The 13,542-nt window shown below is 57.3% G+C and carries 13 protein-coding genes; all 13 read left to right on the forward strand.

What is annotated here, in order from left to right; all coding sequences use genetic code 11:
* Window positions 1-58: 58 nt before the first annotated feature.
* The 13 genes from ACO5Z0_RS05265 (at window position 59) to rodA (ending at window position 13,534) form a co-directional block, all read left to right on the forward strand.
* Window positions 59-2,467: a DNA internalization-related competence protein ComEC/Rec2 gene (locus tag ACO5Z0_RS05265; RefSeq protein ID WP_485649463.1), complete on the forward strand. Its 2,409-nt coding sequence runs from the start codon at window positions 59-61 to the stop codon at window positions 2,465-2,467.
* Between the two features lie 305 nt (window positions 2,468-2,772).
* The gene (locus tag ACO5Z0_RS05270) at window positions 2,773-4,053 is read left to right on the forward strand and encodes an ArsB/NhaD family transporter (protein ID WP_442673391.1); all 1,281 of its coding nucleotides are present in this window, start codon (window positions 2,773-2,775) and stop codon (window positions 4,051-4,053) included.
* 269 nt (window positions 4,054-4,322) lie between these two features.
* Entirely contained in the window at window positions 4,323-4,595 is a 273-nt protein-coding gene (locus ACO5Z0_RS05275) for a DUF4321 domain-containing protein (RefSeq protein WP_485649464.1), read from the forward strand.
* 13 nt (window positions 4,596-4,608) lie between these two features.
* Window positions 4,609-5,181 carry a Maf family protein gene (locus tag ACO5Z0_RS05280; protein ID WP_485649465.1) on the forward strand — a complete coding sequence of 191 codons (573 nt, stop codon included), beginning with the start codon at window positions 4,609-4,611 and terminating at the stop codon, window positions 5,179-5,181.
* Window positions 5,162-5,851, forward strand: a complete 690-nt coding sequence (radC, locus tag ACO5Z0_RS05285) for a RadC family protein (RefSeq protein WP_485649466.1) — start codon at window positions 5,162-5,164, stop codon at window positions 5,849-5,851. Before ACO5Z0_RS05280 ends, radC begins: the two co-directional genes overlap by 20 nt.
* 107 nt (window positions 5,852-5,958) lie before the next feature.
* Complete coding sequence (locus ACO5Z0_RS05290) at window positions 5,959-6,999, forward strand: rod shape-determining protein (protein WP_037370520.1); 1,041 nt, start codon at window positions 5,959-5,961, stop codon at window positions 6,997-6,999.
* Complete coding sequence (mreC, locus tag ACO5Z0_RS05295) at window positions 6,996-8,093, forward strand: rod shape-determining protein MreC (RefSeq protein ID WP_485649467.1); 1,098 nt, start codon at window positions 6,996-6,998, stop codon at window positions 8,091-8,093. Before ACO5Z0_RS05290 ends, mreC begins: the two co-directional genes overlap by 4 nt.
* Window positions 8,090-8,599, forward strand: a complete 510-nt coding sequence (gene mreD / locus ACO5Z0_RS05300) for a rod shape-determining protein MreD (RefSeq protein WP_485649468.1) — start codon at window positions 8,090-8,092, stop codon at window positions 8,597-8,599. Before mreC ends, mreD begins: the two co-directional genes overlap by 4 nt.
* Before the next feature lie 121 nt (window positions 8,600-8,720).
* Entirely contained in the window at window positions 8,721-10,505 is a 1,785-nt protein-coding gene (gene mrdA / locus ACO5Z0_RS05305) for a penicillin-binding protein 2 (protein WP_485649484.1), read from the forward strand.
* Window positions 10,506-10,613: 108 nt separating this feature from the next.
* Window positions 10,614-11,324 (forward strand): septum site-determining protein MinC, encoded by a 711-nt coding sequence (minC, locus tag ACO5Z0_RS05310; RefSeq protein ID WP_442672881.1) that lies wholly within the window; start codon window positions 10,614-10,616, stop codon window positions 11,322-11,324.
* A 10-nt stretch (window positions 11,325-11,334) separates the two neighbouring features.
* Entirely contained in the window at window positions 11,335-12,138 is an 804-nt protein-coding gene (gene minD / locus ACO5Z0_RS05315) for a septum site-determining protein MinD (protein WP_442672882.1), read from the forward strand.
* On the forward strand, window positions 12,131-12,409 hold the full coding sequence (gene minE / locus ACO5Z0_RS05320; RefSeq protein ID WP_485649469.1) for a cell division topological specificity factor MinE: 279 nt from the start codon (window positions 12,131-12,133) through the stop codon (window positions 12,407-12,409). Before minD ends, minE begins: the two co-directional genes overlap by 8 nt.
* Before the next feature lie 21 nt (window positions 12,410-12,430).
* Window positions 12,431-13,534, forward strand: coding sequence for a rod shape-determining protein RodA (gene rodA / locus ACO5Z0_RS05325; protein ID WP_442672884.1), 1,104 nt, complete (start codon window positions 12,431-12,433; stop codon window positions 13,532-13,534).
* Window positions 13,535-13,542 lie beyond the last annotated feature (8 nt).

Raw genomic sequence — 13,542 nt, forward strand, 5'->3', positions numbered from 1 at the left:
AATGAGCGGCAGAGTTTATCAGTGATTCCTACTGGGAAGTTCAAAGACAGGAGTCATCATGAAGACAGGACAGCAGCAGCTCGTTTTTCTCAACGGGCTTTTCTTTGCCCTTTTGCTCGGTATCTACGGCGAGGATTGGCTGCACGTCTCGCTTGGCACTCTCGCCATCGGCATGGCGGGGTTCTTCTTTTTGTCGCTTTTTCTTCTCGTGCGTGAGAGCAGCAGGACGTGGCTGGCGTTCTTGCTGCTCTTTCTTTTTTTCGGTGCGTGGCGATTCGCTTGGGGCGAGGCTTTGCCCGCCGACGATGTTTCGCATTGGATCGGGCGTGAGGCTTCAGTCGAGGGCGTGCTCGTCGAAGCGCCGCATGTGCGGCGGACGGCGCAAGGAGTGTTCGTGCGCTATACAGTGGCGGCGAAGCACGTGCGCTTCGCCGGCGAGGAGCAGGCGGCGTCGGGAGCGCTTTACATCTCGGAGATGCGCGGTGAGGTCGGCGATTTGCCTGAGATCGGCGCAGAAATCACGGCGTTCGGGAAAGTCAAGGGCATCTACGGCTACGGCAATCCCGGGCGCATTGATGTGGAGCGTGCGGCGGCGGTCAAGGGCGTGCGCGCGCGTCTATCGGCGAAGAAGCCGGGCGTTTCATGGGAAGCGGGGAAGGCGCATCCTGTGCTGCGCTGGAGTGAGCGGGTGCGCTCGGCATACCGCGCTTCGATGGAAAGTGTGATGCCCAAGGAAGATGCGGCGGCGATTTTCGCCATGCTCTTTGGCGGCTACGAGGGCATTAAGCCCGAGCTTGTCGAAGCGTTCACGGCGACGGGCATCGTGCATATCCTCTCGGTGTCCGGCTCGCATATTACGCTGTTGGCGGCAGTCATGGCGTGGCTCGGTGCGCTCCTTCGCCTGCGTCCTGCTGTGACGGCGGTTTTCGTCACCGCCGTCGTCGTGCTGTACTGCGTGCTCGCGGGCTGTGTGCCGCCGGCTGTGCGTGCGGGCGCGATGGGATTGCTCGCGTTCTTCGCGCTTGCCTTGGAGCGTGAGAGCGACGCGCGGCGGCTCTTGGCTCTTGTCGGCATGGGGCTGCTTTTCTTCGAGCCGCTCATGGCGTTTGACGTCAGTTTCCAACTGTCGTTCGCGGCGACGGCGGGGCTTTTGTACCTCGCGCCGCCTTTTTGCGAACGGCTTTCGCGCCTGCGCTTTTTGCCGCGCTTTGCAGCGATGAGTCTTGCCGTCACACTCGGGGCGCAGCTTGCGACTTTGCCGCTCCTCGCGTGGTACTTCCACCGTTTGTCGCTTTCGTCGCTCATCGCCAACATCATCGTCGTGCCCGTCGTGGAAATCGTCATCGTCGCAGGGCTTTTCGCGGGGCTTGCGTCCTTTGTGCTGCCGTTCTTGGCGAAGCTTGTCTTTCTTGCGGACAGCTTGCTCTTGGGGCTTGTCTACGAGTGTACGCGCCTTTTGGCAGCTATGCCCGGCGGCGAGGTGTATCTGCCGACGCTTTCCGGCCCGCTCGCCTGCATCTATTTTGCTATGCTTGCCGTATTTGTGCAGTCTGAGGAGCGCCGAAAGATTATTTTGGCATGGTGCAGCGAGCGGCGCAAGGCGCTTTTTGCAGCGCTTCTGCTCGCTGCTGCTGCCGTCGTCTTATGGCAGTTTTCGCGCCCGCAGGAGATGGCGGTGCATTTCATCGACGTGGGGCAGGGAGATGCGGCGCTCGTCGTGACGCCGCACGGCAGGGCATTGATGATTGATACAGGCGGCACGCGCGACGGCGGCTACGACATCGGCTCGCGCGTCGATGTGCCGTATCTCGCACATTACGGCGTGCGAAGGCTCGACTATATCATCCTCACGCATGTGCATGAAGATCATGCGGGCGGTGCGGGCGGCATCCTGCGCCGACTGCCCGTCGGCATGGTCTTGACGGCGCACGAGCCGCGCAGCGAGTATGCACGCGTGCTCGGCTGCTCTCTCGATGCGCCTGAGATGCAGCGTTTAGCTCCTGCGGAGGCGGGCGAGCATATCGATCTCGACGGCGTGGCGGTCGATATCCTCTACGCGCCGCAGATGGAGGGCGGCGCAGCGAATGGCGCGACGGGCAACGAGTACTCAAACGTCATCCGCGTGAGCTATGGCGCGGCATCGTTCCTCTTCACGGGCGATCTCGTCGCGGAGCAGGAGCAGGCTATGCTTGCGGAGGGGAAGAATCCTCAATGCACTGTCCTGAAGGTCGCGCATCACGGCTCGAAGACTTCGACGACAGAGAACTTCCTTGCCGCCGCCCAACCGCGCTTCGCCGTCATCAGCGTCGGTCGGGACAACAGCTTCGGACATCCGGCAGATGAAGTTGTTGAGCGGCTGCAGGAAAGGGGCATAAAAATTTACCGCACCGATGAGAATGGCGCCGTCGTATGCAGGACGGACGGCAAGAGGCTGCATGTGGAGACGTTTCGTGCATTTGCAAAGTGACCTTTCAGGACGTATGTTCAGACGTCACGCAAAATGGCATGAGGACAGGGTTTCGCAATCCTTCCACCGATGCTTGCGGAAGAATTAAGAAGCCCCTCTTCCCAAATGTATGATAATCTGCTATAATAGGCACGGAAGAGTTAAATAAGTGAAATTTAGGCGGAGTCTGTTCAAACAAGGGCTCCGTCTATTTTTCGGTCGGCTGTCCGCCGTTCTTTTGCCTCTCCAGCTTGACGGAGAAAGGCGGGCAGCGTGTGTGTAGGACTGTCGTGCTTATTGGCAGTCTAAGATGCAAGGAGGTTTTTATGGAACAGGAAACAATAGCTGGTATTATTTTCGTCGCGATGTATGCGGTGATCGTCTCAGAGAAGATTCACCGTACGATCATTGCGATGATCGGCGCGATCCTCATGATCGTCATGGGCATCATGACGCAGGAGACCGCCGTCCACCACATCGACTTCAACACGCTCGGGCTTTTGATCGGCATGATGATCATCGTCGCCATCACGAGCAAGACAGGGCTGTTCAATTTCATCGCCGTCTGGGCGGCAAAGAGGGCAAAGGCTGACCCTGTGAACCTCTTGATCTACTTGTCGCTGATCACGGCTGTCTGCTCGGCATTCCTTGATAACGTGACGACGGTGCTCTTGATGGTGCCGGTCACGTTCAGTATCACGACGAAACTCCACGTCGATGTCATGCCGTACCTTTTGGCGCAGGTCATCGCATCGAATGTCGGCGGCACGGCGACGCTCATTGGCGATCCGCCGAATATCATGATCGGCAGCGCCGTCAAGGAGCTGACTTTCGCGGCGTTCATCGAGAACCTCGCGATCATTTCGATCATCAACCTCATTCTCATCACAGCGATCTTCGTCCTGCTCTATCGTAAGCATCTGACGACAAAGCCGGAGCTTAAGGCTCTCGTGATGCAGGAAAACGAATGGGACGAGCTTAAGGATATTCCGCTTCTAAGGAAGTGCCTGTTCGTGCTCGGGCTTGTCATCTTGATGTTCTTCCTCCATTCGCTCACGGGTCTTGAGTCTTCGCTTATCGCGATTGCGGGCGCGTTCCTGCTGCTTCTTTTGGTCGGCAAGGAAGAGTTTGTCGAGCACGCGATGCACGGCGTCGAGTGGCCGACGATCTTCTTCTTCATCGGTCTCTTTATCGCCGTCGGCGGTCTTGTGGAGACGGGCGTCATCCGTGATCTCGCGGTGCAGGGCGTCAACCTCACGGGCGGTGACGTGACGAAAACTTCGATGCTCGTCCTCTGGATGAGTGCGATCGTCTCGGCGTTCCTCGACAATATTCCGTTTGTCGCGACGATGATTCCGCTGATTCAGGACATGGGTTCGATGGGTGTTTCGAATCTTGAACCGGTCTGGTGGAGCCTTGCGCTCGGCGCCTGCCTTGGCGGCAACGGCACGATCATCGGCGCATCTGCAAACGTTATCGTCGCCGGCATGGCGGCGGAGAGAGGCGTTCCCATGACGTTTGTCCGCTTCATGGCAATCGGCTTCCCGCTGATGATTCTGACGATCCTTACATCGACGGTCTACGTCTATTTGCGCTACCTCATGTAATGACTTTTTTGCCTCCCTCGTTCGCGGGGGAGGTTTTTTTCGTCTGTACGGCATGAAAGAAATGACCTTAGTCGAGCAGGATTTATGTTGCGCGGCTAGAAAAAAACAGGAGCAATTAATCATGCAGCGCCGTTTGACTGTCGATGGGTCCGGGGAAGCGCTGATAAAAGGAAGCCGCCGGATGGATATGCGAAGATGGGCGGCTGGATTTATCAGAGATTCTCCAAGAAGCCGCCGAAGCAAGCGGTGTTTCCTTTGGGGGGATTTTTGTGAAGTTTTCTTCGGGGCGCGGTTTTGGTATATGTGCTGTATTCATCTTGACGGGCGCGGTGCTTGGCGGTCTCTTGGGCGAGGCTTTGCGCGGCGTGGATGCTCTTTCGTCTATCGCGCCGCTTCTTTCCGACACGCATCCGGCGTTCGTTTTAGCGCCTGTGGCGATGGATCTTTTCGTCGTCAGCGTGAACTTCGGCTTTTCCTTCACGCCGAATATCATGAGCCTTATCGGCGTCATCGTTGCACTCGTTCTTTTCCGGCGCTATTGAGGAGGCGATTCCTGTGTTTATCTTGGCATCGGCTTCACCTCGCCGCCGAGACCTTCTTGCGCAAATCGGCGCATCGTTTCGCGTGGAGGCGAGTGAGGCGGAGGAAATGCGTGAGGCGAAGGATGCGAAAGAACTCGTCCTCGCCAATGCAGGCATCAAGGCGCGTGCCGTGGCGGCGCATACGGGACTGCCTGTTCTCGGCGCGGATACCGTCGTTGCGCTCAATGGGCGCATCTTCGGAAAGCCTGCGGATGAAGCGGAGGCGCGAGCGATGCTCTTGGCGCTTTCGGGATGTAGGCACGAGGTTTTGACCGGCGTCGTTTGGGTGAAAGCGGGACGGGAGTTTTCCGCAGTCGCCAAGACGCATGTGTTTTTTGCGCCGCTTTCTGAGGCGGTGATCGCGCGTTATGTGGCGACGGGCGAGCCGCTGGGCAAGGCGGGCGCCTATGCGGTGCAGGGGGGCGCCGCCGTCTTTGTCGAGCGTATCGAAGGATCTTTTTCGAATGTCGTCGGTCTGCCGCTTCACTGTACGGCAGAACTTGCAAAAAAAGCGGGGGTCGATCTCTATGGCGTTTCTGGTGCGTGATTTGCCCGAAGATGAACGGCCGCGCGAGAAGCTCTTGGCGGCGGGTGCGGCGAGCCTTTCCAACACGGAGCTGCTCGCCGTTCTTCTGCGCACGGGCGTCCGGGACGATTCGGCGCTGCATGTGGCGGAGAAGGTGCTCTCGCTGTATAAGGAGCGCGGTCTCTCTGCCGTCACGCAGATGAGTGTGCGAGAGCTTTCCTCGATCAAGGGGGTAGGCATGGCGAAGGCGGCGACAATCCTCGCCGCCGTGGAGCTTGGGCGTCGTCTTGCGTACAAGGCGGCGGAGCAGCAAGTGATCGTACACGAGCCTGCCGATGCTGCAAATTATGTCATGCCGCGGTTTCGTTTCGAGCGAAGGGAGCACTTCGCTGTGCTGCTTTTGAACATGAAGAATCATATCCTTGGCCTCAAGACGATTTCCGTAGGCACGCTCACAAATTCGATCGCGCAGCCGCGCGAGGTGTTTCAGGCGGCGATTGAGTGGGCGGCGGCTTCTGTCATTCTCGTGCACAATCATCCGTCGGGTGATCCGACGCCAAGCCGTGAGGATATCGCCTTGACGCGCCGTATGGTGGAAGCGGGGGCGGTCATGGGCATCCCCGTGCTTGACCATATCGTCTTAGGTTATGATAAATTTATTTCCCTAAAAGAAGAAGGTATGATACAATAGAACTCGTATCTTCATCAGCCATTATAGCTATGATTGACAAGGCTTTTTGACAGATTTTTACAGATACATACAGAGTGTGTGCAAAGAGAAGGGAGTTTTATTTCAACATGTGGAGTCTTTTTGGTGGCTTGTCCCGTGATATGGGCATCGACCTTGGAACCGCGAATACATTGGTGCATGTGAAGGGCAGAGGCATCGTACTGCGCGAGCCGTCTGTCGTAGCGATAAAGAGTGAGAACGGCGAAGTTCTTGCCGTCGGTGAGGACGCAAAGCGCATGATCGGCAGGACGCCGGGCAATATTATCGCCATTCGTCCGATGAAGGACGGCGTCATCGCTGACTTCGACGTGACGCAGGCGATGCTCAAGTACTTCATTCGAAAGTCGATGAATACGAAGTCTTTTGTGCGTCCGCGCGTCGTCGTCGGCGTGCCCTCGGGCGTGACAGAGGTGGAAAAACGCGCTGTCATCGATGCGGCGCAGCAGGCGGGGGCGCGTGAGGCGTATTTGATCGAAGAGCCGATGGCAGCGGCGATCGGCGCAGGGCTTCCCGTAGAGGAAGCGACGGGCAGCATGGTCGTTGACATCGGCGGCGGCACGACGGAGATCGCCGTCATATCGCTCGGCGGCATCGTCACGAGCCGCTCGATCCGCATCGGCGGCGACGAGATGGATTCTTCCATCGTACAGTATATCAAGCGCCAGTACAACCTCATGATCGGTGAGCGTACGGCGGAGGAGATCAAGATCACGATCGGCTCTGCTATCGTGACGCCCGATGTTGATCGTGAAATGGACATCCGCGGGCGCGACCTCGTCAGCGGTCTGCCCAAGACGCTCTCCATCCGTGCGAGCGAGGTGCGTGATGCTTTGAACGAGCCGATCTATAAGATCGTTGACGCCGTCAAGGGCACGCTTGAAAAGACGCCGCCGGAGCTTGCTGCCGACGTCATGGATCACGGCATCATGATGACGGGCGGCGGGGCGCTGTTGACGAACCTCGACAAGCTTCTGAGCCATGAGACGGGGATGCCTGTCCTCATCGCGGAAGATCCTCTGTCCTGTGTGGGCGAAGGCACGGGCAAGTCGCTTGAAAACATCGAGCTTCTGAAGCGCGTCGTGATGATTTCCAAGAAGCTGAGACAATGAGCCGCATACGCAGAGATGATCAGGAGTCGAGCCGCAAGGTTTGGCTGCTTCTCGTTTCGCTCGTTTGTATCCTCTGCTTGATTTTTTTTGCGGGCAGAGGCAGATTCCAGTCCCCATTCCTGAGCCGCGCTGCGTTGACGGTGCTGCGTCCTTTCCAATCGGTTACGGCTTGGGTGGGCGACAAGGTGCATCATCTCAGTACGGAGTTTTGGGAAGTTTATTACGTCTACGATCAAAACTGTCTGCTGAAAAACGAGGTGGAGGCGCTGCGCGTACAGAACCTCGAAGCAAATGAGGCGTTTGCCGAGAATGCGCGTCTCAAGGCTCTTCTTGGCTACAAACAGGAAAAGACGCAGTTTGACCTCGTGGCGGCGCGTGTCATCGGACGCGATTATGCGACATGGTCGGGTGTCATCGTCATTGATCGAGGCACGGCGAGCGGCGTACATGAGAACATGCCTGTAGTGACGGAGAAGGGGCTTGTCGGCGTCGTCGTCGAGGCGGCTCCGTACTCCTCGAAGGTGCAGCTGATCCTTGACCCGCGTGCGGCTGTCGGTACTCTCGTGCAGCGGCAGGAGTCGCGCGTTGCAGGTATCGTCGAAGGGGATCCTGCGAACGCTTTGATGCCGCGCATGAAGAATATCCCCAAGTCTGCCGATGTCGTCGAGGGCGATGTTGTCGTGACTTCGGGCTACGGCGGCGTCTACCCCAAGGGCGTCCTTGTCGGTACGGTCAAGGCATTGAAGAACGATGAGGGAGGGCTCTTAAAGTATGCGGTTTTGGAGCCTGCCGTTGATTTTCAACGCTTGGAGGATGTCGTCGTCATTGTAGCGTCGCGCGAAGCGCCACCCGCGCCGATTACACCGCCGCCGCAGACGCCGGGTACGGAAACGGATCCGGCTGCAGTGAAGGCGGCGGCGGAGCAGGCAAAGCGCGAGGCGGAAGAGGCGCAGCGCCAAGCGGCGCAGCCGGCTCCGACGCCGACGAAACCGCAGCCTGCCGCACCGCAGCAGCCGACCCGGCGCCAGCAGAACGAGCAGCCTGCTGTGCAGCCGCAGAGCAGTCAAAAACGCGAGGCAGGTGCGCGCCCATGATCAGCTACCGCAAGATTCTTCTGTGGATGGCGTTCGTGCTGGGACTCTTCGTTTTGCAGACGTCGCTTTTCCCGATTTTTTCGTGGAACGGCGTTTCAGTGAATCTCATGCTGGTCTTTACCGTCTCGTGGAGCCTCCTTTACGGTGCGCGCCGCGGTGCATTTTTAGGCTTCATGACAGGGCTTTTGCAGGATCTTGCGACGGGCATGTTCTTCGGCATGGACGTGTTTGTCTTGACGATCATCGGCTATGTTACGGGCGCTTTTTCCCGAAACGTGTTCAAGGATCCTGTGTTCCTGCCTGCGATGGCAACGATGTGGGCGACGACGGCGCATTACTTCTTCGTGCTCGTCCTCATGCTGCTTCTTGGCTACAGTTTCAGTCTGCTCTACATTGGCAAGACGCTTCTTCCGGCGCTCTGCTTCAACATTTTCTTTGCCTATCCCGTCTACCGTGCGACGAATCGTATGCAGGAATGGACGAAGAAGCGGCGCGGGGGGAGATGACGTCCCGTGCGCCGCTTCCCTGCAAGGAAAGGAAAAGGATCAAGGCACCTCGCGAGGTGTCTTATTGTCTGAATGGGGAGATATACCTTTGGAAGAAAATGAAAACGAGTATGCAGGGCGTATGCGTGTGCTCGGCGGCGTCATCGTCGCCGTCATCATCGTGCTTCTTCTGCGGCTCGTCTATCTCCAGATATACGACGGCAATTATTACGCGAGCCTTGCCGACGGCAACCGCATCCGCATCATTCCGAGCGTTGCGCCGCGCGGCAACTTTTTTGACCGCAACGGTACGCCGCTCGTCATGAACCGGCCGAGCTTCACCGTTTCGCTTCTGCCTTTGTCGGGAGCGGTCCCTGAAGACGTCATCGAGCGTTTGTCCGCCCTCCTTCATGTGCCGACGGAAGAGATTCACAAGAAGATTGACGCGCATGTGGGATTCGATCCTATACGCATCAAGCAGGACGTCGGACCGGAAGTCTATACGATCGTTGAGGAACAGCGCGACAAGTATCCCGGCGTCATGATCGAGGCGCAGCCGATCCGCGACTACGTTTACAAGACGTGGGGGGCGCACATATTCGGCTACGTCAGCGAAATCAGCAACGAGGAACTTGAAAAGCGCAAGGATGAAGGCTATAAGTCGGGCGATATTATCGGCAAATTCGGCTTGGAGCGCATCTACGACAAAGAGGTGCGCGGCACGGACGGCGGCAGGCAGGTGGAAGTCGATGTCGCGGGCAAGCCGGTGAACAATCTCGGCACGAAGGCGCCGGTCGCGGGGAACGACCTCGTCTTGACGATTGACGCAATGATTCAAGTTGCAGCCGAGCGCGCCATTGATCAGCAGCTTTCTGCCATCGGCGCCAATGCGGCGGCAGCCGTCGTTCTGAATCCGCAGACGGGAGAGGTGCTCGCTCTCGTGAGCCGTCCGTCCTTTGATCCGAACCTTTTCGTCAATGGCATATCGACGAAAGATTGGAAGCTCATCAACGAAAACCCGTATCATCCGATGGACAACAAGGCGATCACAGGCGAGTATCCGCCGGGATCGACCTTCAAGATTGTCACGGGCACCGCTGCTTTGCAGGAGAACGTCGTCTCGCCGAACGAGATCATTTACGATTCCGGACGCCACTGGATCATTCCGAAAGGCAACGCGGGCGGCGAAGCGCTCGGTCCGATCAACTTCATTCAGGCGCTCGCCCACTCGGACAATGTCTACTTCTATGAGATGGGCAACCGCCTTGGCGTCGACCGTATCGGCGAATACGCGCGCATGTTCGGTATTGGCTCTAAAACGGGCATTGACCTGCCCTATGAGGCTGAAGGGCTTGTGCCGAGCCGCGAGTACAAAAAGAAGGTTTACGAGGACGATTGGTATCTTTCCGAGACTTTCGATGCGGCGATTGGGCAGGGCTTCGATCTCGTGACGCCCCTGCAGGCGGCGCAGGTCATGGGCGCGATTGCAGCAAACGGCGACCGCTATCAGCCGCATCTCGTGCAGCGCATCATCGGCCCCGACGGCAAGACGGTCGATACGATCAAGCCTAAGCGCATCGGCAGACTTGACGTGCGCCCCGAGGTCATCTCCCTCGTGCAGCAGGGGCTTCGTGACGTCACAAAGTACGGTACGGCAGCGGCGGCTTTTGGCGCGATGTATCCGATTGACATTGCAGGAAAGACGGGAACGGCGGAAAACTCACACGGGCGCGATCATGGCTGGTTTGTCGCCTACGGACCTTTCAGCAACCCGACGATAGTCGTCGCCGTCATCGTCGAGCAGGGCGGCTTCGGATCTCTGTCCGCCGTGCCGATTGGCAAGAAGATCCTTGATGCGGCATTCAATCTCGATACGCCCGAAGTCAAAGCTGTCCGTCAAGAAGTGGCGGCGAGGCAAAAAACTTGATATAATAGAAACGTTAATCAGGGAGAAATGATGCAGGCAAAGATGCCGCAGTCGTTTCTGGAATCCTTCATGCGGCGCATCGCCGCACACGCATAAAGCGAGGAAATCATGGAGAAAGAAAGCGTATTGTTCAAGGGGCTGAAAACGGGGCTTCTGCTCGTACTTACGGGAAAGCCTGAGTTTTCCGCCGTCGAGCGGGAGATTCGTGAGAAGTTGGAATCAAGCGCACTGTTTTTTCGGCGCGGTACCGTCATTGAGTGGCGTACAGGGACGTTTACGGCGAAGGAAAGCCTCGTTCTCAAGAAGCTCTTTTTGCAGCATGGCTTGTATTTTCGAGAGATGAAGGCGGAATCGGGTGCAAAAACTGCTTTATCCGGCGCTTTGAGAGGAGCCGCGGCAAGTGGCGGCGCGGGCGCTCTGCCGTCTGTCGGAAACGAGGCGGCGCTTTCGAAAGCAGAAGCGTCGGCGCCGGAGGACGAGACGTTCAAGGACACGCAGATGCTCGTCGTGAACCGCACGCTTCGCGGCGGGCAGGAGGTGCAGAGCCGCGGCTCGGTGCTCATCTTGGGGAATGTGAATCCCGGTGCGCAGGTCATCGCGGGCGGCAGCATCGACATACGCGGCACCTGCCGCGGCATCGTCCATGCGGGCGCTTACGGCGACAGGAGCGCCTGCATCATCGCCGATCATCTGATGCCTGTGCAGATTCGCATCGCCGACGTCATCGCACAATCGCCCGAGCAGTATGAAAAGCCTGAGCTTGCCGAGCGGGCGCTCGTAAAGGATGGACAAATCGTTATCGAACCGATAGAAAGGTAGGAAGCAGCCGATGGCAGAAGTTATCGTTATCACTTCGGGAAAAGGCGGGGTCGGCAAGACGACAACCACGGCGAATATTGGCGTGGGGCTTGCGAAGCGCGGCAAGAAAGTCGTGCTTATCGACACCGATACGGGGCTTAGGAATCTCGATTTGCTCTTGGGGCTTGAGCGCCGTATCGTCTATACGCTCGTCGATGTCATACAGAAGCGCACGACGTACAAGAGGGCGCTCGTGCGGCATAAGAAGTACGAGACGCTCTTTTTGATGCCGACGTCGCAGGTGGCGGATAAATCGGCGATCGAGCCTGAGCAGATGAAGGAACTCATCGCCGAGATGAAGGATGAGTTCGACTATATCATCGTCGATTGCCCGGCGGGCATCGAGCAGGGATTCCAGACGGCGGTCATCGCAGCGGATTGGGCGATCGTCGTCACGATGCCCGAGATCGCCGCCGTGCGTGACGCCGATAAGATCATCGGTCGTCTGCAAAACGACGGCAAGGAGATCAAACTCGTCGTCAACCGTATCCGCGCACAGATGGTCAAAGACGGCACGATGCTCGATATGGATGCGATCAATGATATTCTGTCGCTGCCGTGCATCGGACAAGTGCCTGACGATGAAAAGGTCATTGATTCGGCAAATCGCGGCGAACCTGTCATTGACAATGTGAATTCGCTTGCGGGCAAGGCGTATGCCAACGTCGTCTCGCGCATCATGGGGGAGGACGTACCGTTCCTCGAAGTGCCGAACGAGAGCTTTTTACAGCGTTTGAAGAATATGATTCTCGGAAGGGGGAAGCGCGATGATTGAGGCGTTGCTCAAGATCTTCGGCAAACAGGGAAAATCGTCGCGCCAGATCGCGCATGATCGACTTAAAGTCGTCTTGATTCACGATCGCTTGAGCGTGTCGCCGGAGGTCATGGATAAGATCAAAAACGACATCATCCGTGTCATTTCCAACTATGTGGAAATCAACCAGAAGGATATGGAGATTTCGCTTGCCAACGATCAGGATTCCGTCGCGCTCATCGCGAACATTCCCGTGAGCAAGATGAAGCCCAAGACAAATCCTGGGTTTTAAGAATCGGAGGCGCAGAGGAAAATGAACAAGCGTTGGCTCAGGCGCATGGACTTCACCTTGATCGGCGCGACGGCGGCGATCATCGTCATGAGCCTCGTCGTCATCAGCAGCGCTACGCACATCAATACCGCCGACGGCGAGCACTATTGGTTTGTCCAGAAGCAGGGCGTGTTCGTCGTCTTGAATGTACTTTTTGCGATCTTTTTGATGAATTTTGACTATAAGGCGCTGCAAAGATACGGCAGGAATCTCTACATCGTCAATGTCGTCATGCTGCTCCTTGTCATGCTGATCGGGCAGACGGCGCTCGGTGCGCAGCGTTGGATCCAGCTCGGTCCCATTACGCTGCAGCCGTCGGAGTTTTCGAAAATCATCATGATCATCGCACTTGCCGCTCTCTTGGAAGATCGTGTTGGAAAGCTCAACACTTTGCATGATATCTTGCCTGTCGTCGGTTATGTGGCGCTGCCATTCTTCCTCGTATTGAAGCAGCCCGACCTTGGCACTTCGCTCGTATTTATCGCAATTCTTCTTGGCATGATTTTCGTGGCGGGGGTGAATCTTCGCATCCTCGCCGTATCATTCGCGGCGGGCGTCGCGGCGTCGCCGCTTCTCTGGCTCTTCTTGAAGGACTATCAGAAGATGCGGCTCAAAGTTTTTCTCGATCCGAGCGTCGATCCCTTGGGATCCGGCTATCATATCATTCAATCGAAGATTGCCATCGGCTCGGGACTGCTTTTTGGCAAGGGGCTTTTCGGCGGCACGCAAAGCCAGCTGAACTTCCTGCCGGAGAACCACACAGACTTCATCTTCGCTGTCGTGGGCGAAGAGCTGGGATTCATCGGCGCAGCCGTACTTCTTCTCTTGTACCTCGTCGTGCTTTGGCGCGGCGTGAAGATTGCGCGTGATGCCAGCGACGCTTTCGGTCGGCTCCTTGCCGTCGGCATCACTTCGATGCTCGCGTTTCACGTCCTCGTCAACGTCGGCATGACGACGGGCATCATGCCCGTTACGGGTATACCGCTGCCGCTCATGAGTTACGGCGTCAGCTCGTTGACGACAAATTTGCTTGCGATCACGATTTTGCTTAATATTCACATGCGAAAGGCAAAACTTTTATTTTAGCTTCATGG

This window comes from Selenomonas sp., from assembly GCF_057272215.1.

What these genes read in the sequence shown, in the direction of transcription:
- mreD (WP_485649468.1), top strand. Translation starts at nt 8,090, where the DNA reads ATGATCAGCTACCGCAAGATTCTTCTGTGGATGGCGTTCGTGCTGGGA.
- ACO5Z0_RS05265 (WP_485649463.1), top strand. Translation starts at nt 59, where the DNA reads ATGAAGACAGGACAGCAGCAGCTCGTTTTTCTCAACGGGCTTTTCTTT.
- mrdA (WP_485649484.1), top strand. Translation starts at nt 8,721, where the DNA reads ATGCGTGTGCTCGGCGGCGTCATCGTCGCCGTCATCATCGTGCTTCTT.
- ACO5Z0_RS05270 (WP_442673391.1), top strand. Translation starts at nt 2,773, where the DNA reads ATGGAACAGGAAACAATAGCTGGTATTATTTTCGTCGCGATGTATGCG.
- radC (WP_485649466.1), top strand. Translation starts at nt 5,162, where the DNA reads ATGGCGTTTCTGGTGCGTGATTTGCCCGAAGATGAACGGCCGCGCGAG.
- minD (WP_442672882.1), top strand. Translation starts at nt 11,335, where the DNA reads ATGGCAGAAGTTATCGTTATCACTTCGGGAAAAGGCGGGGTCGGCAAG.
- rodA (WP_442672884.1), top strand. Translation starts at nt 12,431, where the DNA reads ATGAACAAGCGTTGGCTCAGGCGCATGGACTTCACCTTGATCGGCGCG.
- ACO5Z0_RS05290 (WP_037370520.1), top strand. Translation starts at nt 5,959, where the DNA reads ATGTGGAGTCTTTTTGGTGGCTTGTCCCGTGATATGGGCATCGACCTT.
- mreC (WP_485649467.1), top strand. Translation starts at nt 6,996, where the DNA reads ATGAGCCGCATACGCAGAGATGATCAGGAGTCGAGCCGCAAGGTTTGG.
- minE (WP_485649469.1), top strand. Translation starts at nt 12,131, where the DNA reads ATGATTGAGGCGTTGCTCAAGATCTTCGGCAAACAGGGAAAATCGTCG.
- minC (WP_442672881.1), top strand. Translation starts at nt 10,614, where the DNA reads ATGGAGAAAGAAAGCGTATTGTTCAAGGGGCTGAAAACGGGGCTTCTG.